Here is a 21,857-nt window from a genome sequence, read left to right as displayed (position 1 = left end):
GATCCTTCTTCATCAAGGACACCTGGAAGAATGATCTCCCCGGGAAGTGCAGAGCGCGCGTGGCGAAAGCGCTGGGTTAGTGATTGACAGAAACCGCTCACGGGTGGGTCAACGCTCTCGACGCACTCGGAAGGTCCCGTCCGGCCGCGCGACGATGGTCACGGTGCCGTCGAGGTCGGTCCGGTACAGCGTGGTGCCCGAGGCGAGAAGCCGACGTAGGACCCGAGGAGATGGGTGCCCGTACCGGTTTCGTCGACCCACCGAAACCACCGACAGCTGCGGCGCGAGCCGTGCGAGCATGAGCGAGTCGGTCGAGGTGTCGCTTCCGTGATGGCCAACCTTGAGCAGCTCGAAGTCGCTCCCCAGCGATGCCGATACGTCGACCTCCACGTCCGCCGGGGCGTCACCCATGAGTAACGCATCGAATGCGCCGTAACGCACATGGATCACGAGCGACGAGGCGTTCGACTCGGTGTCGCCGTCGGAGAGATGCGAATCAGGCGCAAGCACGTCGAACGAAACTCCGTCCAACGTCCATTGGTCGCCCGCACGCCACGCCCCCCACGCGACCCCTCGCTCCCGAGCGAACTCGAGCAATTCAACGTATGGTCGCTTGGGGCTCGGCCGGCCCGGATCGATCACGACACCCACGGCTAAGGAGGCGAGAACCGCCGCTGCACCCCCGATGTGATCGAGATCGGGATGCGTGAGTACGAGGGCTTCGAGTCGCCGGACCCCTCGCCTCCGCAGCGCCCTGACCACCGCGTGGGCACCCGGATCGTCGCCCCTACCGGCCGGCCCGGCGTCGATGAGGACCCAGCGAGCACGCGGAGTTCGAATGGCGATCGCGTCCCCCTGCCCGACGTCGAGAACGATCAACTCGAGCGTGCCGCGCCCGGTAACGGAGAGCACGACCGGCCAGACCACCAGCGCCGCGACCACCCAGGCCGCGCGCGAGATCCGACGCACCCGTCCTCGGATCCGGGGCGCTCGAGTCGCGAGTACGCCCAGAGAAAGACCGACGCAGGCGACTTTGACAGCCGTCTGCGTGGTCCACGCGCTTACCCACGTGTGGTGGCCGAGCCACTCGGTCCCGATCTCGAGGCAAGCGAGCAGCGAGTCGACGCCACCGGCCAAGAAGCTGGCTACCACGGGGAGCGGTAGCTCGAGCAGCAGCGACACCAACGCGCCCGGGACGGCGAGCGCGACCAGCGGGGCCGCCAGCAGCGTAGCGGGGATTCCAACCAGCGAGACCCGTTCAAAGTGCCACGCGACGACCGGCATCGTAGCGACGGTTGCGGCGACGCCGGCGGCGAGCGCGCTCGCGAGTCCGTCCGGCATGCGACGGCCACCGAGGCGCCTCAGGGTTTGCCTCACCGGGTCGGCCCAAGCCACCAAGCCAGCCGCCCCTGAGAACGATAACTGGAAGCCCGGACTCCAGAGGCGCCGCGGGTCGAGGACCAGCAGGACGAGCAGCGCGGCCCCGAGCGCGCCCCAGCGTGCTGGGGGACGAGCGCGAGCGCGGGACACGGCGACCAGTGCGATGATGAGCGCCGCCCGGCAGGCGGCGTCCGGAAAGCCGATGAGCGCGACGTACAGCCAAGTCGCGACTGCCGCCACAACCGACGCACGCCGCCTGGGAACGCGAAAGGACTTCACAACCGCCAGGATCAGCCCACTCACGACGCCGACATGGAACCCCGAAATCGCGAGCAGGTGGGCAATCCCCGTGCGGGCGAAGGCCTCGCGCAGATCGCTGCTCAGCCCCTCCTTCCTCGCGAGGATCAAAGCCGAAACGAGCGCGCCCCGGTCACCGTAGCGCTCGTGTAGGCGTTCGACGAGCGAAGCCCTCCACCGCACCGAGGTCCAGCGCCAGCCGCGGTCGCTGCCCGGCACGAGGTCCGTCGAGGTCACGAGAAACCAAGGGCTCCGCTGTCCTTGGCGCCAAGACCCTCCCAGGCGCACCCGCCGACCCGCGAGGATGCCGCCGTCGTGGTCCGTTACGACACGGACCTCACAGCCCGAGTCCTCGACCTGAAACGGAGCGGCGCCTCCTCTGGGTGTGGCGAGGAAATGGCCTGTGATTGTGGTCGAATCAGGCGGGCACGAGTACACGGTGTCCGAGGCAAGACCACTGATCAGCCCGGCGGCGGCAAGCACGAAGAGGATCCATAGCTCGCGGGGACGCCGAGATGCGCCGATGGGCGCGAGAAGAAAGACTGTGACCACCAGCGGCGCGACCGTCACGAGTGCGCCGAAGCGACTCACCGCGACACCGGCCGCAAAGGCCAACGCCGCGGTAGCGACCGGTGGCAGCGACCTCAACTAGGGTCGCCCGTTCCGGCCGGGATCAAGCCTCAGTTCTCTTCTCCGCCTCCCTGGAACAATTCACGCTGATTGCGGTCCATGAACCGACTCCGCTCCTCACGATCTTCCGCCGCGAGCCGGTCGCGTAAGATCCGCCGAACCTTTAGGTCTGACTGAACGCCCGCCACGAGCATGATCACCATCCCCGTGATCAGTCCACCAAACGCGACGACCGTGAGTGGGACTCCGTATAACGTCTTGATGCCAAGGCGGAGCGTGACGCGCTGGCCTCCGTTCAGCGATGCGAAGCCCAAAGAGAGCGCCAGGACAGAGAGAAAACCCAGCAAGCGCCAGAATCGGTTCACGCCCGTTCTGCCAGCGCCGGCTCTTCGACCTCCCTTCCTGCGAACGTCGCGCCGGTCGTGGTCTGCAGCTCGACCATCGTGTACTCGCCGACGCGAGCCGGCTCACCGTCGAAGACGACGACCTTGTTGCGACGGGTTCGGCCGAGGATCTGACCTTCGCTCCGGCCCTTTCGTTCGATCAAGACCCGCTCGACGCGACCGACCTCTCGGGCGTTGATCTCGGCTTGGATGGCACGGCTCACGTCGATGAGCCCCTCCAGCCGCGCTTGTGCCACGTCCGGGTCGATGAAGTCCTCTTCCGGGAGCTTCGTCGCCGGCGTGCCGTCGCGTGGGGAGTACTTGTAGGTGAACGCCTCGTCGAAACGCACCGTGCGCATCAAGTCCAGCGTGTCCTCGTACTCCTCATCGGTTTCACCGGGGAACGCCACGATGATGTCCGTTGAAAGCGCGACGTCCGGGATCGCCTCGCGCACGAGCTCGACCTTTTCGAGCAGCTCTTCTACCGTGTAACGCCGCAACATGCGTTTCAAGGTGCGGTTGTTTCCGGACTGCGCCGGCAGGTGTAGCTGCTCACAGACGGCAGCCTCAGCGGCCATCACATCGACCAGCTCGGGAGTCACGTCGTTGGGATGCGGCGACGTGAAACGCACCCTCTCAATGCCGTCGACTCGCGCCACGTCGGAGAGAAGGCGCGGGAAATTCCACTCGCGCCACTCGTACGAATTGACCGTCTGGCCGAGCAGCGTAACCTCGGTCACGCCGGTCTCCACCAGACCGCGGACCTCTTGAAGAATCTCCGAGGCCGCACGGTTTTTTTCGGGCCCCCGCACGTAGGGCACGATGCAGAACGTGCAACGGTGGTCGCAGCCTCGCTGGATCGGGAGCCAGGCGGTGGGGCCCTCCCCCCGGCGCTGCTCCAGCCCCTCATAGTTCTCCCCGAGGCTGAGATCGAGCACCGCGAGCTGAGGGCCCCTCTTGCTTCGTTTCGGGCCGGCCGCTGCCCGCTTCTGCTCGAGACTCGCGAGGGCGTCAGGTAGAGCCCGGTAGCCGTCGGGCCCCATGACCAGATCGACGTAGGGCGCCTGCTCGAGCAAGGTCTCGCCCAGGCGCTGCGCCATGCACCCGGTCACGCCGATGACCATGTCGGGGCGGTCGCGCTTGAGTCCATTCAGCTGCGCTACGCGGCCGAGCACGCGCTTCTCGGCGTGCTCCCGGATCGCGCAGGTATTGATCAGCACGACGTCCGCCTCATCGGGAGTGGCAACGATGACGTATCCGTTGCTAGCGAGCACGCCTTCCATCAGCTCGCCGTCGCTGATGTTCATCTGACATCCGTACGTCTCGACGTACGCTCGGCGGGCTGGCAGGGGCTCGTTCATGCCGAAATCACGGAAGGTTCATGGGACCATGCAATATACAGATGGTCCGCATCGCCCTGCAGTGTACCTGCCGGAAGCCGCGGGAGCACGCCTGTCAGCGCGCGGTGAGCCGGTGGAACCCCGTCGCCCACCCCGACTCGCAGATAGTCCCCGGTCAGCGCAGTGCCCCCGTCACCTTCTACGACCACCTTGGCGGAACCGCCGATGCGCGTCGTCCGATACTCGCTGCCCTTCGCCTGGGCGATCTCCCGAAGCTCGCGGCTTCGCTCCCCGGACACACGCTGCGGAACCGGGTCAGGAAGGTCGACGGCGACCGTCCCGTCACGTGGGGAGAACGGGAAGACGTGCAGGTAGGTGAAGGGCAGCTCCTCGATCAGCGCTCGGGTCGCTTCGTGATCACGCTCGGTCTCTCCCGGGAACCCTGTGATCACGTCCGCGCCGAGTCCGAGCGGAGACAGGCGTTCGGCGATCTCGAGCACGCGCACACGATACTGCTCACGCGTGTGCCACCGTCGCATGAGCTTGAGAACAGGGTCGGCCCCGCTCTGAAGCGGCATGTGGACGTGGGGAGCGAGCCGACCCTCGGAGGTGGCAAGGAGGTCGATGAGCAAGTCGTCTACCTCCGTGGCTTCGATACTGCCCAGGCGGAACCGCGTGTCAGGGACCCGGTCCAGCAACAGGGCCACGAGGCGCGAGAGCGTCCAGGTCGGGTCCAGATCCCTCCCGTAGTGCCCGATGTGGATGCCTGTCACGACCAGTTCGGCATGCCCACGGGCCAGCAGCAGCGCTTCCGCCACCACCTGTTCGGGCGCTCGGGAGCGCGACTCGCCTCGAGCCAGACGTGTGGCGCAGAAGGAACACCGGCGGTCGCATCCGTCCTGGACCTTGAGCCACCCTCGCGCCGCGCCCCGGCGCGTCCGCAACAGCTCGCCCCCGATCGGTTCGGTGTCGATCCGATCCAGTGACGAGCGGAGCTCGATCTGAACCGGCGCCGCCGGCTCGAGCGCACCGGCGACGGCGACCGGATCATGTCCCTCGATGACCGCAATAACCCCGGGCATCGCCCGGTATTCGTCGGCCTTGAGCGCCGCCGAGCAACCCGCGACTACGACCTGCGCCTCAGGCTTTTCGCGCACCAGGCGACGGATGAAGCGTCGGGCGTCCGCGTCCGCTCGGTTGGTGACCGTGCACGTGTTGACCAAGTAGATGTCGGCGTCGGAGCGCTTGACCATGGTCTCGCCTCCACGCGCTTCCACCTCCTGGCGCATCCGCTCGGTGTCGTACTGATTGGCCTTGCAGCCGAAGGTGTGATAGAAGACGCGCATGCTGGCGATGGTTGCTAATAACCGGATACGCTCAGCGAGAGCGTCGCACGCCAGAACCGCTCCGTGAGCGAGGAGTCGGAGCGCTCACCCCTCTCGAGCGCAAAATCCGCGCCGGCCAGAGTGATCCCGTTCGTCTCATTCAAGATGAAGCCGAAGCCGCCGGCGAAGGCCGTCTCGGTCGCGCCCGAGCTCCCGAACGAGAACGGGAGACTACTCTTCCGGTATCCAAACCGAAGCGGTGCGGTAAGACCCAACAGCCGCGCACGCGACAACTCGAGACCCACACCGAATCCGTTCGTGCTTCCCACGGTGGTGGGAGTCATCAAGTCGTCAGCGACGTCTGCCCAATCGGCGCGAATCACGCTTGCTGTCACGAGTAGTCCGGGTGCCAGCAAGACGCTCGTACCCAACCGGTACTGAAAGGGAAGGTCGAAGGCGCGGTCGCTCCCTTCCGTCCCCTCCGATGCAGTGGCGTTGAGGGAGCCGGACCAAGTCGCGCTACCTGCGACACGGGCGACAGTGCCCACGTCGGCAGCGAAGCCCGCCGTCACGGACGAGCCAGAATAGCTCCACCGGCCGCCCACCTCGTACACGTCGAGGTTCTCGGTCGCGGTCGCCACGCTGAAGTCGCGAATCAACCGGCGCGACACGGAGCCCGCGTACCGACCCACTGTGACGCCTACGCCCAGCCGCTCGCTGAGCCGCCTCGAGTAGCCGAAGTTGACGTGGGAGATGGCGCCGTCCTGCTCGAAGAAGTCCGTAGCATCGGTGGGACCGTCGATCAGTTCGACCGTCACATCACGTTGGCCGTCAAAGCGCTGGTCGAGGAATGAGCCGGAACTTGCCGTAAACATGCCTGAAAAGAGCGGGTACCCGATGCCGAGCAATGGGAAGCGGTTGCCCTGAAAGCTCCCGCTCTCGTCCGCTCCACGCTGGTATTCGACCCAGGACGGCTGCGCCACGAGCACCGCCGAGGGGATGACGAGCAAGCCGGCCGCACCTGGATCACCCGGTAGAATCGAGTGTCCCCACAGACCGATGCCGAGGTTGCCCAACGCCCTTCCGCGCCCATCGATCGGCTCGCCTGGGAGGCCGAGCCCCGCCGCGTTGTAGAGCGACTGCGCAGACAGCGATGCCGCGCTCAACGACAGCGCCGCGGTCAGCACGAAGACGCGCACGCGCACAGGTACGTACCTCACGGTAGCTCCACTGATCGGCCGATGGTTACGATCAACCTGAGGAACGGGGCGTTTTCGTCACCCGGGCCATGGAACGACGCGAACGCGATCGAAACTGGCTCGAAAACCGAGAGCAACGCGAGCGTCTGCGGGGGCTCGAACCCCGCCGCATCCGTCCCTGAGATGAGATTCTGCGCGAAGATCGTGATCGGAATCTCGACGTCCTGACCAGCCTGCTCGCCGAAGAACTCAGGTCCGATGAGGCGCCCCACAAAGCCGACCAGTGAGTTCCCCAGCGGCGCCTTCGGCAACGCCGCCCGACTGAGCACCGGCCGCACGTCGATCGCCACGGTGTCGGTCGGCTGGAACGCCTCTTGAGTTCGTCGGGTCCGGAATACCAGCGCCGCGTAGTTGAGCTCGGAGGCATGGAGTGTCACGGGGCAAGAGACCACAGCACACAGCGCCTCCGGGCCATTGAGTTGCATCGGCATGCGCACGTCGAGAACCGTACGCCAAGCCGGCGCCCCACCGACCCGAATGCCGTCCGGCGGAGGCTCGGGGAACGGGTTGTAGACGAAGCTGATCTCCTCACGCGGCGCCACGAGGAAGAACGTCGAGTCGGGGTTCAGACTCGGACGCGTATTGAGTCGTAGCACGGCCGTCGCGATCTGGATCCGCGCGCCTTCCGTGAGCAGATCGATTCGCGCACCCCGGCTGGCGTCCAGGGTATCGGCCCACGCGGCGATCTGTGCCGAGTCTAGCTCGAACCAGACGGAATCACCCGTCGCCGGGTCCCACTCGGCGGTGCCCAGAGGCACAACGGGCCCGGCGCCTTCCTCCGGCCACAGCCGCCGATCGTTGATCGTGTCGACCGCTGTAGTCCAGGTGACCGTGCTCACGTCCCACTCGTGCTGAATCGCTCCCAGACTCAGCAGCACAGGCCCCTCATTGGTGCTCGCGATCGTGTCCAGGAAGGCGACCAGGCGACCACCGATGTACGTGAGCGACGAATCGGTACGGGTCGTTCCCGTAGTATCCCTCACGGCGACCGACGTGGGATACGCCGCGAAGCGCAACAGAGTCCGGGCGTCGAGTGTGCCCGCGAAGGAATTGGCGAGCACGCCGGTGCCCAACTCTGAAGGGGATCCATAACCACCGATCACCTCGAGGTTGGACGCGAAGTCCTCCCATGGGACGTGCAGCTCCAACGTGATCGGCTCTTCGGGGAGCAGGGCATCGTCGAGCGACGTCGGCGTCTGTTCCTCGCATGCGACGACGCCGAGCGCTGTCAAGCCGAGCAATGATCCGGCAAGGTTCCTACGCACGTTGTCTCGTTTCAATCCTGTCGCCTGCCGGGCCATTCCGGCAGGCCCTCGAAGGGCTCGGGCAGAAGTTCGCCCAATGTCCACTGTTTTCGAAGACCACCCGCCTCCGACACCACGACCAGGTCCGGCGCGAACTCCGCAAGGACCTGACGGCATGCGCCGCACGGGCCGATCGGCCGCTCACCGTCGGTGACGATCGCCACGGCGCGAAAGCGCTTCACCCCCTGGGCAACTGCACTCGCCACCGCTGACCGTTCCGCACACACCGTAAGACCGTACGATGCGTTCTCGACGTTGCATCCCACATGCACGGACCCGTCTTCCGCGAGCAGCGCCGCACCCACGTGGAACGCCGAGTACGGCGCGTACGCCTTTTCCGACACGGCCCGAGCCTCGTCGATCAAACTCTCAAGATCCATCGAGACCCTTCCAAATCCGGGGAATCCGCGCCGTGAGGCCGGTCAGCACTTCGTAGCTGATCGTGCCAGCCAGTCCCGCTACCTCGTCCAAAGTGATGCGACGGTTGCCGTCGCTGCCGATCAGCGTCGCGGTATCGCCGAGCCCAACGTCCGGAACGCCGGTGATGTCTACCACCGTCACGTCCATGGAGATCCGCCCGATGATCGGTACGCGAACTCCCCGTAGCAGCGCATGTCCCCGATTGCCGAGCGCCCGCGGGAGTCCGTCTCCGTATCCGATCGACAGCGTGGCCCACCGCTCCGACTCTTGCGCGCGGTACGTAGCGCCATATCCGACGGTGTCCCCGGGTCCCGCCTGCTTGAGATGCACGACGCGCGCTCGAAGCTCTGCCACGGGTTCCGGAGCCGGGAGGCCCGCGCCCACCTCACCGCCGTACAGGAAGATACCCGGCCGCACCACCGCCACCGCGTACTCGGGGAGCCGCATTGCGCCCGCACTGTTGAGTACGTGAACCACGACGCCATCAGGTGGTTCGAGGCGCTCGAGGGTGACTTGGAGCCGACGCCACTGTTCGTGCACCGATTCAGGACCCTCGTTAGCGGAGTGCAGGTGTGTGTAGCACCCTACCCAGCGAAGCGCCTCTGCGGCCGCCCGTGACACCGCCGGACCCCAGCTGTCTACGTCACGCCAATCGAGGCCGGACCGGCCCATCCCCGTATCGATCTCGAGGTGTATACCAGCGGGCAGTCCGAGAGCGCGAGCCGTGTCTTCGGTCATTCGCAAAGCGTCGAGGCTCGAGATCCCGATCTGCAGGTCGGACCCCAGGGCGGTACGCAGCGAGCCTTCGGGCACCGGGCTCAACACGACGACCGGCCGTGTGATGCCGAGCGCGCGCAGTTGGGCGCCCTCTTCGGCGGTCGCTACCCCGAATCCCCAGGGGTCAGTAGGCTCGAGCGCCCGCACCGCCTCAGCGACACCCAAGCCGTACGCGTCGGCCTTCACCATCGGAAGCAGGCGCGCATGGGGACCGACGGACGACTGGACGGTCTTGGCGTTTCGCAGGAGCGCCGCGGCGTCGATTTCGGCCCAGGCTCGGGAGGTCGGATTCGTTGACATGCGCCGAGAAAGATGCCAAGAACTACCCTCACTTACGACCCCTGGGCTTCATGACCCACACCCCCGACAACGCAGCCGAGCGGCACCACTTTCCAGGGCCCGGGACGCTCGATCGGGCGGTCAAGCTGGTCCGCTTCCTGAGGGAGAACTGCCCCTGGGACGCGGAGCAGACCGCCGAGTCATTGATCCCGCATCTGCTAGAGGAAACACACGAGGTCGTCGACGCGATCCGCGACGGCCGCCCCCAGGACGTAGAGGGCGAGCTCGGCGACCTGCTGCTCAACCTCGCGTTCCAGATCGTCGTCGCTGAAGAGTCGGGCACGATGGATTCGCATAGCGTCTATGCACGGCTCGAAGAGAAAATGATCCGGCGGCACCCCCATGTCTTCGGGGACGGTGAGCGACAGGACTGGGAAGTCCTAAAAGCGGCTGAGCGAAAGGCAGGCGAAAACGTGCTGTCCCGCATGGCGAAGGGGCTCGATCCTCTGACGAAGTCGTACCGGATCCAGGAGCGAGTGGCCGCGGTCGGGTTCGATTGGGAGAGCTACGAGGGGGCGTGGCAGAAGGTCGCCGAGGAGCTGGAAGAAGTACGGGGCGCTGTAGAGTCCGGTGACGCCGAGGCCGTTCAGGAAGAGATCGGCGACCTCCTCTTTGCGGCCGTGAATCTGGCACGGCTCGCGGGGCCCCACCCCACCACCGCCTTGAGCCGAGCAAACACGAAGTTCCAAGCTCGCTTCGAGCGGCTCGAGCAGCTCGCGCTCGAGCGCGGAATCCGGATCGAAAGCGCAGGTCTCGAGGTGCTTGACGGCCTGTGGGACGAAGTGAAACGGGAGGAGCCGGGGCGCTAGTACCCCGCGGCCTTATCCACGCGGTTCCTCCACTCCGTGGGGGCGGCGCCGCGCAGGAAGCAGTCGAGGTCGTGCAGGATGAGCGCCGTCTCCCGCGCCCAGAACCCGCGCGTCACCGCCGATACGTGCGGAGTGATCAGCACATTCGGTAGCGCCCACAGCGGGTGATCCGCCGCGAGCGGCTCCTTCACAAACACATCGAGTCCGGCGCCTCGTAGTCGTCCCTCTCGAAGCGCCGCCACAAGAGCGTCCTCAACGACCAGCCCGCCGCGTGCCACATTGATCAGCAGAGCTCCGGCTTTCATCCTCCGGAGCGCGCCCGCGTCGATCATGCCGCGGGTCTGCTCTGTTTCCGGGGCGGCCAGGACAAGGACGTCGCTCTCGGATAGTACGCGGTCCAGGCCCTCGGCACCGTGAACGACATCGATGTTGGCGGCAAGCGAGCCTCCACCCCCGACAGCCTTCAGCGCCGCGTCTTCGGGCCCGGGCGGACTGCGCTTGAGAGCGATGACGCGCGCACCCAGGCTCGCCGCACGTCGCGCGACCTCTCGGCCGATGCCCCCGTACCCGACGATGCCCAGAGTCGACGTGGAGAGCTCGCTGAGCGGCGCTTCACCTCGATAGTAGGGGTCAGTGTCCCAGTCGGACGTGCGTTGGTTGGTGACCGCTAAGTCGAGTCCTCGGCCGAAGAACAGGATCATGCCGATCACGGTCTCGGCCATCGGCTCCGCGTGGACTTTGGCGGAGTTCGTGAACACCACGTCGCTCGAGAGCATCACGGGGGTCAGGGAGCTGCCGACGCCTGCGGCACCCGAGTGGACCCAACGGAGCGCCCGACCCGCTTCGATGAGCTCGGCGGCGATTCCGTAACCGAAGTAGATCTCCGCCGAGGCGATGGCCTCGAGCACGGCCGCCGACACCCGCCCCCCTCCGTCCCCTGAGCCGTCGGTCTCTTCGTCGATGACGACGAGCTGCCAATCGCCCGGCAGCGCCGCACGAATCTCCTCGGGGACCCACTGCGGCATCGCCCAAATGGGACGCCGGTCCATCATGTCCAACACTGCCCTCGGCACTACGAACTCAGCAGCCCGTGGGAGAGACCAACTCGTCGGGTCATATCATCTTCAGGTATTGGGCGCACTGTACTTCTACCACAATCTGCTAAGGGTACAGCCGGTTCATGAGGCGCGGGAACGGGATCATCTCGCGGATGTGGTGGCGGCCCGTGATCCACCCGACAGTGCGCTCGAGCCCGAGTCCGAATCCCGAGTGCGGGAAGGTGCCAAAGCGCCGCAGATCGAGGTACCACCGGTATGCCGCTACGGGCAGACCCTCCTCCTGGATGCGAGCCAGGAGCCGGTCGTGGTCATCCTCTCGCTGACTCCCGCCGATGATCTCACCGTACCCTTCCGGCGCGAGCAGGTCATTGCAGAGCACCGTTCGTGGATCGTCCGGATTCTCCTTCATGTAAAAGGCCTTGGCGCCCTTCGGATAGTTGTAGACGAAGAGCGGACGGTCCTGATCCTCCATCAGCGACGCTTCGTCGGGCGCGCCCAGGTCCTGCCCCCATTCGGTCTTGGATCCCTTCTGCTTCAGGAGCTCCACCGCTTCGGTGTAGCTGATGCGGGGGAACGGAGTCTTGATGCGCTCGAGATTGCTGGTGTCCCGTTCCAGGACTTCGAGCTCATCCGCGCAATTCTCGAGGGCTCTCTCCACCAGATACGAAACGAACTCCTCCTGCAGACGCATGTTGTCGTCCGAGTCCGCGAATGCGACCTCAGGCTCGATCATCCAGAACTCGGTCAGGTGTCGCCGTGTCTTCGACTTCTCCGCCCGAAACGTCGGACCGAAGCAGTACACTTTTTTGAACGCGGGGCACGCGGCCTCGACATAGAGCTGACCCGTCTGCGCTAGATAGGCCGTCTCGCCGAAATACTCGGTCTCGAAGAGCGTCCCGGCATGCTCACCGATCACACCCGTGAGAATAGGCGTATCGATCCGGGTGAAGCCGCGGCCGTAGAAAAAGTCGTGGATCGCCTGCGAGACCTCCGCGCGCACCTTGAGGCTGGCCCGCTGCAGCGAGGAACGCAGCCAGAGATGTCGGTGATCGAGTAGGAAGTCGACCCCGTGCTCCTTGGCCTGGATCGGGTATTCGTCCGCGCCCGACAGCAACGACAACGCCCTGACCCCGAGCTCGTATCCGCCGGGCGCCCGCGCATCCTGCTTGACCTCACCCGTGACGGTGACGAGCGACTCTTGCGTCAACGCGCCGTGCAGCGTCCATGCGGCTTCCTCGATCTGATTCTTGAGCAGGACGGCTTGCACGGTGCCGGTGCCGTCCCTGACCACGAGGAACGCGACCTTGCCGTGACCACGGGTCGTCTCCACCCACCCCCGCACGGTGACGGTCTCACCGACATGCTCACCCAACCGTTCGATATCGACCATTAGTCCGCTCGAAGTCGTCGATTCCCGGCGTACGCGGGACGTCCAGCCCGGTCCCTGTTTGCTCCGCAAGACATGAAGAGTGGAGTCGAGGGCGGCATTAGGGAAGCGCTCGCGACGCCAACGCCTACCCGACGCCAAACATCTCCAGACGCTCTCGATACCGCGACTCCAAGAGTTCCCGCATCCGCCTCTGCGCGGGCTTCTGGAGCTCGGGATCCGCGGCGACGAGTTCACGAGCCGCGCGCTGGGCCTCGATCAAGAGATCCTCATCCGTCATGAGATCCGCGAATCGTAGCAGCGGATCGCGCCCGTGCTGCTGGCTACCGAAGAGATCTCCTTGGCCTCGGATGCGAAGGTCGGCGCGCGCGATCTCGAATCCGTCTGAGGTGTCGCGGAATACCTTGAGGCGCTCCGACGCCTCCTCCACGGGCTCTGCGATCATGATGCAGTGGCTCTCGGCCGCCCCGCGACCCACGCGCCCCCGTAGTTGGTGCAGCTGTGAGAGTCCGAAGCGCTCGGCGTGTTCGATCACCAGCACGGTGGCGTTGGCCACGTCGATGCCGACCTCTATCACGGTGGTAGCGACCACGAGGTCGAGGTCCCCCGCCAAGAACGAACGCATGACCGCGTCCTTTTCCGCCGGCCGGAGCTGGCCGTGCAGAAGCCCGAGGCGACGCTCGGGGAACACTTCCTGTCGAAGGCGCTCGAATTCTTCGGTTGCGGCGAGCAGATCCACCTTCTCGGATTCGCTCACCAGAGGATAGACAATGTATGCCTGCCTCCCTTCCGCCAGCTGTTCGTCGACGAAAGCGTACACAGCGTCCCGGCGGTCGGGGGTCCTCAGCACGGTCGTGACCGGCTTTCGACCCGGCGGCAACTCGTCGAGCACGCTGAGGTCGAGATCGCCATAAAGGGTCATCGCGAGCGATCGAGGGATCGGCGTCGCGGACATGACCAGCACATCAGGACGGAGGCCCTCCCTCTCGACCAACGCCATGCGTTGCCGTACGCCGAAGCGGTGCTGTTCGTCGACGATGACGAGCCCGAGCCGAGCGAAGCTCACGGTGTCCTGAATGAGCGCGTGCGTACCGACAACAATGCGAACCTGTCCAGACTCGATGGACTCGAGCGCCTCACGGCGCTCGGAGGCGGTGAGGCTGCCCGTGAGTAGGACGACGTCGACGCCCAACGGCTCGAGCCATTCCGTGAGCTTACGCGCGTGCTGCTCGGCGAGGATCTCCGTTGGCGCCATGAGCGCGGCTTGATAGCCGCCCTCCGCGGCTAGCAGCATGGCAAAAACTGCTACGACGGTCTTGCCCGATCCCACGTCACCCTGCAGCAAGCGGCTCATGCGCCGCTTCGACCTCATGTCCCGGTAGATCTCCCTCAGCACCGCGGCCTGAGCAGTCGTCAATGCAAAGGGGAGGCCCTCGTGCAGCGGTCGAATCAGTTCGTTGGTCCGCTCGTGCGTGATGCCCTCCTCGACTTCGGTCGCGCGCCGTCGGGCTTGGGCTTGCACGAGCTGCAGGAAGAAGAGCTCGTCGAAAGCGAGTCTGCGCCGTCCGACTTCGGCGTCGGAGAGGCTCGCGGGACGGTGCAGCGCCGACAGCGCCTCGCCCAGACTCGGGAGCCCGCGCGAGGAGCGCTGCTCCTCGGTGAGGTATTCGTCGTCGTCGGCCCAGGAGAGCAACTCGTCGAGGTTGCTCCCCAAAATCCTTCGCAGCAGCCACTGCGGAACATCTTCGCTCGCGGGATAGCTGACGAAGATCGTGCCTTTGTCGGGCTCGCCGTCCCCGGACCGCGACAGCAACGAGTACTCACGTGGGTGGATCTGACGCCCGTGGAAGAACTTCACCGGACCCGTCACGAGCAGCGTGTCGCCAGCGCGGATCTTACGATCCAGCCACGGCTGGCCCGGCCAAGCGACCGTGATCATGCCCGTATCGTCTTCCAGGACGACCTGGAAGATGCGCAGGCCGCGGCGGGTCGGGATGACCCCTTTGCTGCGCACCCGACCGACCGCGGTCGCGTCCAGGCCGACCTCGAGGCTTCCGATAGGGGTGAGGGTCGACGCATCGTCGTAGCGCCTTGGGATGTGGTACAGGAGATCTCGAGCAGAGGTAATGCCCATGTTCGCCAGAGCGTCCGCTCGCTTCGGCCCCACCCCCTTGAGGAACTGGGCCGGGCGGTCGAGCTGGGAGAAGCTCACGCCCACTTCATGACTCGAAGACTCCCTCCACGAATGCCTGAGGCTCGAAGCTCTCGAGGTCGTCCAGCCCCTCGCCGGTCCCAACGAGTTTGATCGGCACGCCGTACTCCTCACGCAGTGCCACGACGATCCCACCGCGTGCCGACGAGTCCATCTTGGCGAGCACGATCCCGCTCACGTCGACCACTTCCTTGAACGCGGCAAGCTGGCGCACCGCGTTCTGACCGACGGTGGCATCCAATACCAACAGCGTTTCGTGCGGAGCACCCTCGATGCGCCGCCGCACCACCCGGTCGATCTTCCCGACCTCCTTCATCAGCCCCGTGTTCGTATGGAGACGTCCAGCTGTGTCGATCAGCACGACCTCAGTGCCTCGGGCTTCGGCCGCGTCGAGCGCGTCGAACGCGACCGCCGCGGGATCCCCGCCCTGCTCGCCTCGAAGGAAATCGGCACCGATCCGGGAAGCCCATATCTCCAACTGTTCGACCGCGCCTGCCCGGAAGGTGTCAGCTGCGGCCAACATGACCTTGCGGCCTTCCCGCACCAAGGAGTTGGCGAGCTTCGCCACCGAAGTGGTCTTTCCGACCCCGTTGACCCCCACCATCAAGTAGACCGTTGGGCCAGAGTCGGCGGCGCGCAGGAACACATCGTGGGTGCCTTCCAGGATCGCCCGGATTTCTCCTTTCAGCGTCTCCACGAGCTGCGCGCCTCCCCGGGCCTGGCCCCTGCGCAGGGTCTCCTCCACCCGCGCGACGAGGCGCATCGTCGCGGATACGCCGAAGTCCGCCGCCAAGAGCCGCTCTTCGAGAGCCTCGAGCGAAACGTCGTCCCTTGCTCCCGCGACGAAGCGAACGTCGGTCAGCGCCAGGTCGACGACCCTCCGCCACAGGCCCTTTTTCCGCTCCAGCTGGTTCTTGAAGAGCCGAGCCATCAGCGGAGTCCCGTTCGGCGCCGCGCGACCCATTCCGCACACAGCAGCGTGATGAGTAGCAAGTACGGCCAGGGAGACGTGCGCAGCGGACGCCCACCGCGCGCGCCAGCGAGTGCCGCCGCCCTCGCACCCATCGGTTCCGGTAGCGTCGGTGTCGGAATCATCTCGGACGAGTTCGCGGATACGTCGAATCGACCCGCCGCAAGTACTTCACCCGTTAAATTCGACGCCCGATAGTGGTACAGCCCCGGAGCCATCGTGCCGAGGGACCGCGTCGTTCCTCCGCGGAACACGGTGTCGGCGACTACGGAATCCCCCCTCAGGATGTTGATTCGCACGGCAGCGGAGTCACGCGGCAAAGACCAAATGACAGGATCACCGCGGTCGAAAACCCACCGTACCGGTCGCGGCTCCGGTGCAACCAGGGAGTCGCCGGCGAGCACCCATCCGGCGACTCCCGACCAGAGGCGGCGATACGCGTCGCGGCCCGCGCCCTCTCGCATCGCCCAGCGCCAAAATCCGGAGGCGAGCCCGAGCGCCCTCCGTCCCCCGGCGTGCGTGTCGAGGTGGAACGCCGCCGCGGGAGCGCCGATACCTCGAAGCTGGAGGTTCAGGGGAGAAACCACAGTGATAGCGTCCGCGGGAACCAGGACATCTGTGAGCGGAGGAAGCCCGAGGAACTCAGCACCCGAAAGTTCACCGACCAACGGCGAAGCCGGGATGTCGCCAGAGGCGTACCACTCCCCTCCTAACGGCGTCGCCGTCCGCACGCCGGCGAGCGCGGCCCCCTCACGATCGCCCGCGAGCAGAATCGCGCTGGACGTGCCCTCCACGAGCCGGCGGCTCCACTCATCGGCGTCACCGTGAAGGCCGTGCACGACGACCAGCGCCGCATCGCGAACCGCTCGCCCAACCGTCGCTGAGTCGACGGGACCGGCTCGCTCCACCGCCGGCCCGATGGAAACAAACCATTCCGCTCCCACGCGCAGGTAGCCGACCCCCGGGAGGCCCGTGACGTCCTCGAGCACCGACAGCAGGAAGCGGGGCTCCCAGTCGGGCTCCAGCGACACGAGCACCAAAGCTCCCTCCTCGTGGCCGACGGTCGCGTAGGCGATCGCCTCGTCGTCCGAAGCGAAAGCGTCGGACGCGGCGGTCACCCGTGCCGAGTACCGGATGCGGCCAGCACCGTTGGGGACCGGAATCTCGATCTCGACACGACGGCGGAGGCCGGGGTCTGGTAGATCCACGAGCTGGGAGACCACGATTTCTCCGTCGACCCGCACCTCGAGTGTTACGCTGTCCGCGCCGACGCCGTGCACTTCCGCCATGGCCGTGACCGTGCCCTCGGGGCGGGCAGCATCCGGGACGTCGAATGCCGAGATACCTGCATTGACCAGTTCGGCGCCGAACGCCTCGAAGTCGACCTCCAGAGGCAGCGCCTCGAGCGCGGCGCGCACCGCGACGCCGTCCTCGAATCGGAGATCCGAGAGCACTCGGACGGTACCGACACCGGCCTCGGCGGCGCGCTCCAGTGCCGGCGCTAACAAGGTCCGAGTCTGGTCGGGGGAGTAGTCGAGTCCTTCAGGAGCACCGGTGTTGGCGCCGAACGTCACCACGCCCCAGCCCTCGCCGGCGAGCTCGACCGCCCTCGCCTGGGCTTCCTGCCAGGGACTCGACCCTTCGACCTCGGCGGTCATGCTGAGCGAGGCGTCGAGGAGAACCCACTGGGTCGACGTCGCGGTCGTGCCCGTCCCCGGGATCCGAGGATCGAAGAGCAGCGCCAGGATCACGACGAGCGTCAGGGCTCGAACGGAGGCCAAGAGGCGTGTTCCACGCACGGGAAGCTCGACGCGCAGGTATACCCAAAACGAATAGCCGGCGAGTGCTGCGGCGAGAACGACGAACAGTAGACCCCGAGTCATGCCGGCTGCGAAGCCGCTACCGCGCGCCCCCGGGGTCGTCCTCGGGCAGGTCGGGCTCTTCGTCCGCGGCAAATACACGAACCGGCCCGGCACCCGGGATCGCTTCGAGCAGCGAGACGCGAGTGGTCATCTCTTCCAGCCAACGCAAGCGATCCTCCGACGGCACCGGGTCCCCGGCCGGGAGGTCCATCAACAGCGGATCGATCTGCCGCCCGTCGCTGAGAATCTCGTAGTGGAGGTGCGGACCTCCCGCGAGGCCCGTCATGCCGACGTATCCGATGATGTCGCTCTGTCGGACACGAGTGCCGAGGTTCACACCAGGGCGGAAGCGACTCATATGGGCATAGCGGGTGATGAAACCGTTGGGGTGCCGAATCTCGATCATGTTGCCGAATGACCCCTTTGCACCACGGTGGACCACAACACCGTCGGACGTAGCCATGATCTCCGTGCCGCGGGCCGCGGCGTAGTCCACGCCGCGGTGCGCGCGCCACGTCTTGAGGATCGGGTGGAAACGCGAGTTTGTGAAGCGCCCAGAGATGCGCCGGTACGTCAGCGGTTTCAGCAAGAAGGCCCGCCGGACCGACTCCCCGTTCAGGTCGAAGTAAGAGCCGTCGCCGTCATCGTTCGGGTCGAACCAGATCGCGTGGTACGCCGTGCCCGAGTTGACGAACTCTGCCGCGAGCAAGCGACCCGCTCGCATGGAGCCATCCGGCCGGACCTCGCGCTGGAACGCGAAGCGGTACGTGTCTCCGACACGGGTCTGACGAGAGAAGTCGACCTGCCACTTGAAGACGTTGTCGAGCGCATCGATGAGACGGGCCGCGTCGCCAGCCGTCATGCGATTGAGCGCAGGGTTCCCGACCACCGCCGCCCAAAGGTTGGTCTCGATCTCGCCCGTGGCGGTCATCGTGTCGACATAAACGGGTGTTGGCACGAGCTCGGAGGACCAGGCGCCGCTGACCAGGGAAAGTCGCACGGTCACGTCGCGGCTCACCTCCACGTCGACGCCGCGCAACGACTCGTCGCCCTTGCTGAAGCGAAGCGTGACCTCGGTCCCGGCTCGCATTCGCCGGGGATCGGCGTGCTCCTGCAGCGCGAGGAAGAGCGACGCTTGTTGGTTGTAGCTGAGGGAGCCCTCCAGCAGCTGCCCGAGCGTCTGCCCCCGGCGGAGCGCCAAGATCCGGATGTGCTCCGCGGGCTCGGCGTAGACCGCACTCAGCGTCCCCACATCGGGCGGCACCTGGTAGCACGACGCAGGCGCGGCAACGCCAAGCGTCACCATGAACCACTTCCAGCGGGTGTGCTTCCCAGTTTTCACCAAGTACATGCCTCCAAAGTACTACGACCGCCCGGCGGACGTCTCCACCGGGCGGCCCGTCGCCTCAGAATCAGCCGGTGCTAGGGCACCGGCCTAATCCATTTGGCGACGGATGAACGTCGGAATATCGAGCTCCACGAGCTGCGCGCGCGAGACCGTCTGCTCCGGGAACCTGTTCAGAGGAAGAACCTCCTCCACACCTCCACCACCCACTGCCATGCGAACCGTCTCGAACTGAGCCACCTCTTGAACGACCGGCGTCTGGGCCGGCACCGCCCTGGGCTGGGTCTGCGGCCGGGATCGCCGGAAGTCGCCCGGAATCACCTTTTCGTCTTCGGCGGTATCGAAGCCTGTGGCGATCACCGTCACGCGGATCTTGCCCTCTAGATCCGGGTCGTGGACGGCACCAAAGATGATCTCCGCCTCGTCTCCCGCCTCCTCCTGGATAATCGAAGAGATCTGTGTAACCTCGTCAATGGCGAGGTCCAGGCCCCCGGTGATGTTGATCAAAACACCTTTCGCACCGGCGATGGACACGTCGTCGAGCAGCGGAGAGGAGATCGCCTCCTGGGCCGCCTCCTGCGCCCGGTTGTCACCCTCGCCGAAGCCCGAGCCCATGAGCGCCGGACCCCGTGCAGCCATGATGGTGCGCACGTCCGCAAAGTCGACGTTGACCTCACCCGTCACACGGATGAGGTCGCTGATGCCCTGTGTGGCATTCAGCAGCACCTCGTCCGCCTTCTTGAGCGCGTCGCGGAAGGACGTCCCCTTCGGCACGACGGCAAGCAACCGGTCGTTGGGCACGAGTATCATCGTGTCCACACTGCGACGAAGCTCAGCCAACCCCTGGTTCGCCTGGCGCTCCCGCTTCTTGCCCTCGAACGAGAACGGCTTCGTCACGACCCCGATCGTGAGCGCACCCATTTCACGGGCAATCTCGGCGACCATCGGAGCAGCACCCGTTCCGGTACCGCCGCCCATGCCCGCTGTCACGAACACCAGGTCGGCTCCGTCGAGTGCCCTGCGCACGTCTTCTTCACTTTCGGCGAGCGCCTGACGCCCCACTTCAGGGCGTGCGCCGGTGCCGAGACCACGCGTCAGCTTCTTCCCGATCTGCAGCGTGACCTGGGCACGCGAACGCTTCAGCGCCTGGGCGTCGGTGTTCATCGAGATGAACTCGACGCCCTCCAAGTCTTCGTCGATCATGCGATTGACGGCGTTGCCGCCCGCACCACCGACCCCGACCACCTTCATTCGGGCGTTTCGGACTGGAGTCTCCTCGAACTCGAAGATCATCATGTCTCCTCCCTAGCGGAGTGTTGGAAAAGCGAATGTGTGAGCGGCCTTCTAGGCACCGGAGCGTCCACTAGAAGAACTCCTTCAGCCACGTGCCGAGCTTCGTGAGCATGCCAGAGGTGATCGTGGATGCCCCACGCCCGGTCTCTGCGAAACGGTCCGCGCCCCAGAGCGCGAGCCCAGTCGCGATGGCGAAGCGAGGGCGGCCGACGGAGTCGGCGAGCCCGCTGAGGCCCTCGCTCGGCACGCCCAACCGCACCGGTGAGGCGAAGATCTGTTGGGACAGCTCGAGGATGCCGGGAATCGCGACGGTACCCCCTGTGAGTACGACGCCGGCGCCGAGCTTGTCCAGCAAGGCGTGGTCCTGGAGCTCGCCCTGCACCAGACTGAACATTTCGTCCAGGCGCTGCTCGACGATGTGCGCGATCAACTCACGCGCGACGGCCCGTCTCTGGCCTGGCGACGGTCCAGGCATTTCTACGGTTTCGCGGGGATCGACCAACTGCGCGAACGCCGTGCCGTAGTGCTCCTTGGCTTTCTGCGCTTCTGCGTATGGAACCGACAGACCACGGACGAGGTCGGCGGTAAGCGTGTTGCCGCCGAACGGCAAGATCGCCACGTGCTGCACCTTGCCCTCGTAGTACACTGCTAAGTCCGTGGTTGAAGCGCCGATCTCGACCATCGCCACACCGACTTCCTTCTCGTCTTCGGTGAGCACGGCACGAGCTCCCGCGAGGGGCTCCAGCACGAGCTCCTGAACGCGGTACCCCGCTCGGTTGACGGCCTTGCGGATGTTCGCCGACGCGGTGATCGCGCATGTGACGAGGAAGACCTCGGCTTCCAGTCGGACACCGGCCATGCCGAGTGGATCCTTGATCCCGCGCTGCCGGTCGACCCTGTACTCCTGCGGAATCGCGTGCAGCATCTCCCGGTCCGGTGGCAGCGCGACAGCGCGCGCGACCACGTGCACGCGGTCGACATCGTCCGCCGTGATGTCGTCTTCGGAGACCGCGACCACGCCCATCGAGCTCGTGGCTCGCACGTGGTCACCCCCGATCCCGGCGTACACGCGATCGACGGCCACGCCGGCCATGAGTTCGGCTTCCTTGAGCGACGTGCGGACCGACTCCGTCATCTCCTCGATGTTCGTCACTGTGTCGCCGCGCAGACCGCTCGTGCGGGTCTGGCCGACGCCGAGGATCGTGAGACCTGGCCGCCGGAGATCCCCCATGATCTCACCGATCACAGCGCATGTCTTCGTGGTCCCGATGTCGAGTCCCGCGATGAGGTTTGAACGCATCTAGTGTCCCCTCCCGGAAGTTGGGCGCGCACCGAGGGTGCCGAGGCGCCACCCTGGGAAGGCGCGACGACGAGTCATAGCACGGCTATGGGGCACCCGCGCCGCAGGCGTGGGTCGAGGAGCAACCGGGGACCCGCTCGCAGCAAAGCGAGTGGGTGCAGGGTGGA

The 21,857-nt window shown here is 66.0% G+C and carries 17 protein-coding genes; 1 reads left to right on the top strand and 16 read right to left on the bottom strand.

Going from position 1 to position 21,857, the window contains the following annotated elements:
• Nucleotides 1-108 precede the first annotated feature (108 nt).
• Genes IIB36_04240 through alr form a run of 8 tightly spaced genes read right to left on the bottom strand, consistent with a single transcriptional unit; the run spans nt 109 to nt 9,415 of the window.
• Complete coding sequence (locus tag IIB36_04240; protein MCH7530957.1) at nt 109-2,325, bottom strand: DNA internalization-related competence protein ComEC/Rec2; 2,217 nt, start codon at nt 2,323-2,325, stop codon at nt 109-111.
• A 32-nt stretch (nt 2,326-2,357) separates the two neighbouring features.
• Nucleotides 2,358-2,672: a hypothetical protein gene (locus tag IIB36_04235; GenBank protein MCH7530956.1), complete on the bottom strand. Its 315-nt coding sequence runs from the start codon at nt 2,670-2,672 to the stop codon at nt 2,358-2,360.
• A complete protein-coding gene (gene miaB, locus IIB36_04230) occupies nt 2,669-4,051 on the bottom strand; it encodes a tRNA (N6-isopentenyl adenosine(37)-C2)-methylthiotransferase MiaB (GenBank protein ID MCH7530955.1) in 1,383 nt (460 codons plus the stop codon). Before miaB ends, IIB36_04235 begins: the two co-directional genes overlap by 4 nt.
• Complete coding sequence (locus IIB36_04225) at nt 4,048-5,376, bottom strand: MiaB/RimO family radical SAM methylthiotransferase (protein ID MCH7530954.1); 1,329 nt, start codon at nt 5,374-5,376, stop codon at nt 4,048-4,050. Before IIB36_04225 ends, miaB begins: the two co-directional genes overlap by 4 nt.
• 14 nt (nt 5,377-5,390) lie before the next feature.
• Entirely contained in the window at nt 5,391-6,575 is a 1,185-nt protein-coding gene (locus IIB36_04220) for a hypothetical protein (GenBank protein MCH7530953.1), read from the bottom strand.
• Nucleotides 6,572-7,879: a hypothetical protein gene (locus IIB36_04215; protein MCH7530952.1), complete on the bottom strand. Its 1,308-nt coding sequence runs from the start codon at nt 7,877-7,879 to the stop codon at nt 6,572-6,574. The genes IIB36_04220 and IIB36_04215 overlap by 4 nt, the downstream gene beginning before the upstream one ends.
• An 11-nt stretch (nt 7,880-7,890) precedes the next feature.
• Nucleotides 7,891-8,298, bottom strand: a complete 408-nt coding sequence (locus IIB36_04210; protein MCH7530951.1) for a cytidine deaminase — start codon at nt 8,296-8,298, stop codon at nt 7,891-7,893.
• Nucleotides 8,288-9,415 carry an alanine racemase gene (gene alr / locus IIB36_04205; GenBank protein ID MCH7530950.1) on the bottom strand — a complete coding sequence of 376 codons (1,128 nt, stop codon included), beginning with the start codon at nt 9,413-9,415 and terminating at the stop codon, nt 8,288-8,290. Before alr ends, IIB36_04210 begins: the two co-directional genes overlap by 11 nt.
• A gap of 50 nt (nt 9,416-9,465) precedes the next feature.
• Between alr and mazG the strand changes: the two genes are divergently transcribed.
• Complete coding sequence (gene mazG, locus IIB36_04200) at nt 9,466-10,263, top strand: nucleoside triphosphate pyrophosphohydrolase (GenBank protein MCH7530949.1); 798 nt, start codon at nt 9,466-9,468, stop codon at nt 10,261-10,263.
• Here the strand turns inward: mazG and IIB36_04195 are convergent.
• From IIB36_04195 to ftsA, 8 genes are all read right to left on the bottom strand, one after another.
• Nucleotides 10,260-11,336, bottom strand: a complete 1,077-nt coding sequence (locus IIB36_04195) for a D-2-hydroxyacid dehydrogenase (protein ID MCH7530948.1) — start codon at nt 11,334-11,336, stop codon at nt 10,260-10,262. The two genes, mazG and IIB36_04195, sit on opposite strands and share 4 nt — an antisense overlap.
• An 88-nt stretch (nt 11,337-11,424) precedes the next feature.
• Entirely contained in the window at nt 11,425-12,711 is a 1,287-nt protein-coding gene (asnS, locus tag IIB36_04190; GenBank protein MCH7530947.1) for an asparagine--tRNA ligase, read from the bottom strand.
• 124 nt (nt 12,712-12,835) lie between these two features.
• A complete protein-coding gene (gene recG / locus IIB36_04185; GenBank protein MCH7530946.1) occupies nt 12,836-14,920 on the bottom strand; it encodes an ATP-dependent DNA helicase RecG in 2,085 nt (694 codons plus the stop codon).
• Between the two features lie 7 nt (nt 14,921-14,927).
• Nucleotides 14,928-15,851, bottom strand: a complete 924-nt coding sequence (gene ftsY / locus IIB36_04180) for a signal recognition particle-docking protein FtsY (GenBank protein ID MCH7530945.1) — start codon at nt 15,849-15,851, stop codon at nt 14,928-14,930.
• Entirely contained in the window at nt 15,851-17,773 is a 1,923-nt protein-coding gene (locus IIB36_04175) for a hypothetical protein (protein ID MCH7530944.1), read from the bottom strand. Before IIB36_04175 ends, ftsY begins: the two co-directional genes overlap by 1 nt.
• A 16-nt stretch (nt 17,774-17,789) precedes the next feature.
• Nucleotides 17,790-19,094 (bottom strand): M23 family metallopeptidase, encoded by a 1,305-nt coding sequence (locus IIB36_04170; protein MCH7530943.1) that lies wholly within the window; start codon nt 19,092-19,094, stop codon nt 17,790-17,792.
• Nucleotides 19,095-19,187: 93 nt separating this feature from the next.
• Complete coding sequence (gene ftsZ / locus IIB36_04165; GenBank protein ID MCH7530942.1) at nt 19,188-20,390, bottom strand: cell division protein FtsZ; 1,203 nt, start codon at nt 20,388-20,390, stop codon at nt 19,188-19,190.
• A gap of 70 nt (nt 20,391-20,460) precedes the next feature.
• Nucleotides 20,461-21,690: a cell division protein FtsA gene (gene ftsA / locus IIB36_04160; protein MCH7530941.1), complete on the bottom strand. Its 1,230-nt coding sequence runs from the start codon at nt 21,688-21,690 to the stop codon at nt 20,461-20,463.
• Between the last annotated feature and the right edge of the window lie 167 nt (nt 21,691-21,857).

The sequence above is a fragment of the Gemmatimonadota bacterium genome (assembly GCA_022560615.1).
Lineage (GTDB): Bacteria > Gemmatimonadota > Gemmatimonadetes > Longimicrobiales > Gaopeijiaceae > UBA1138.
The sequence above is the reverse complement of the archived record's forward strand: the minus strand, read 5'-3'. Positions and strand labels throughout refer to the sequence as shown.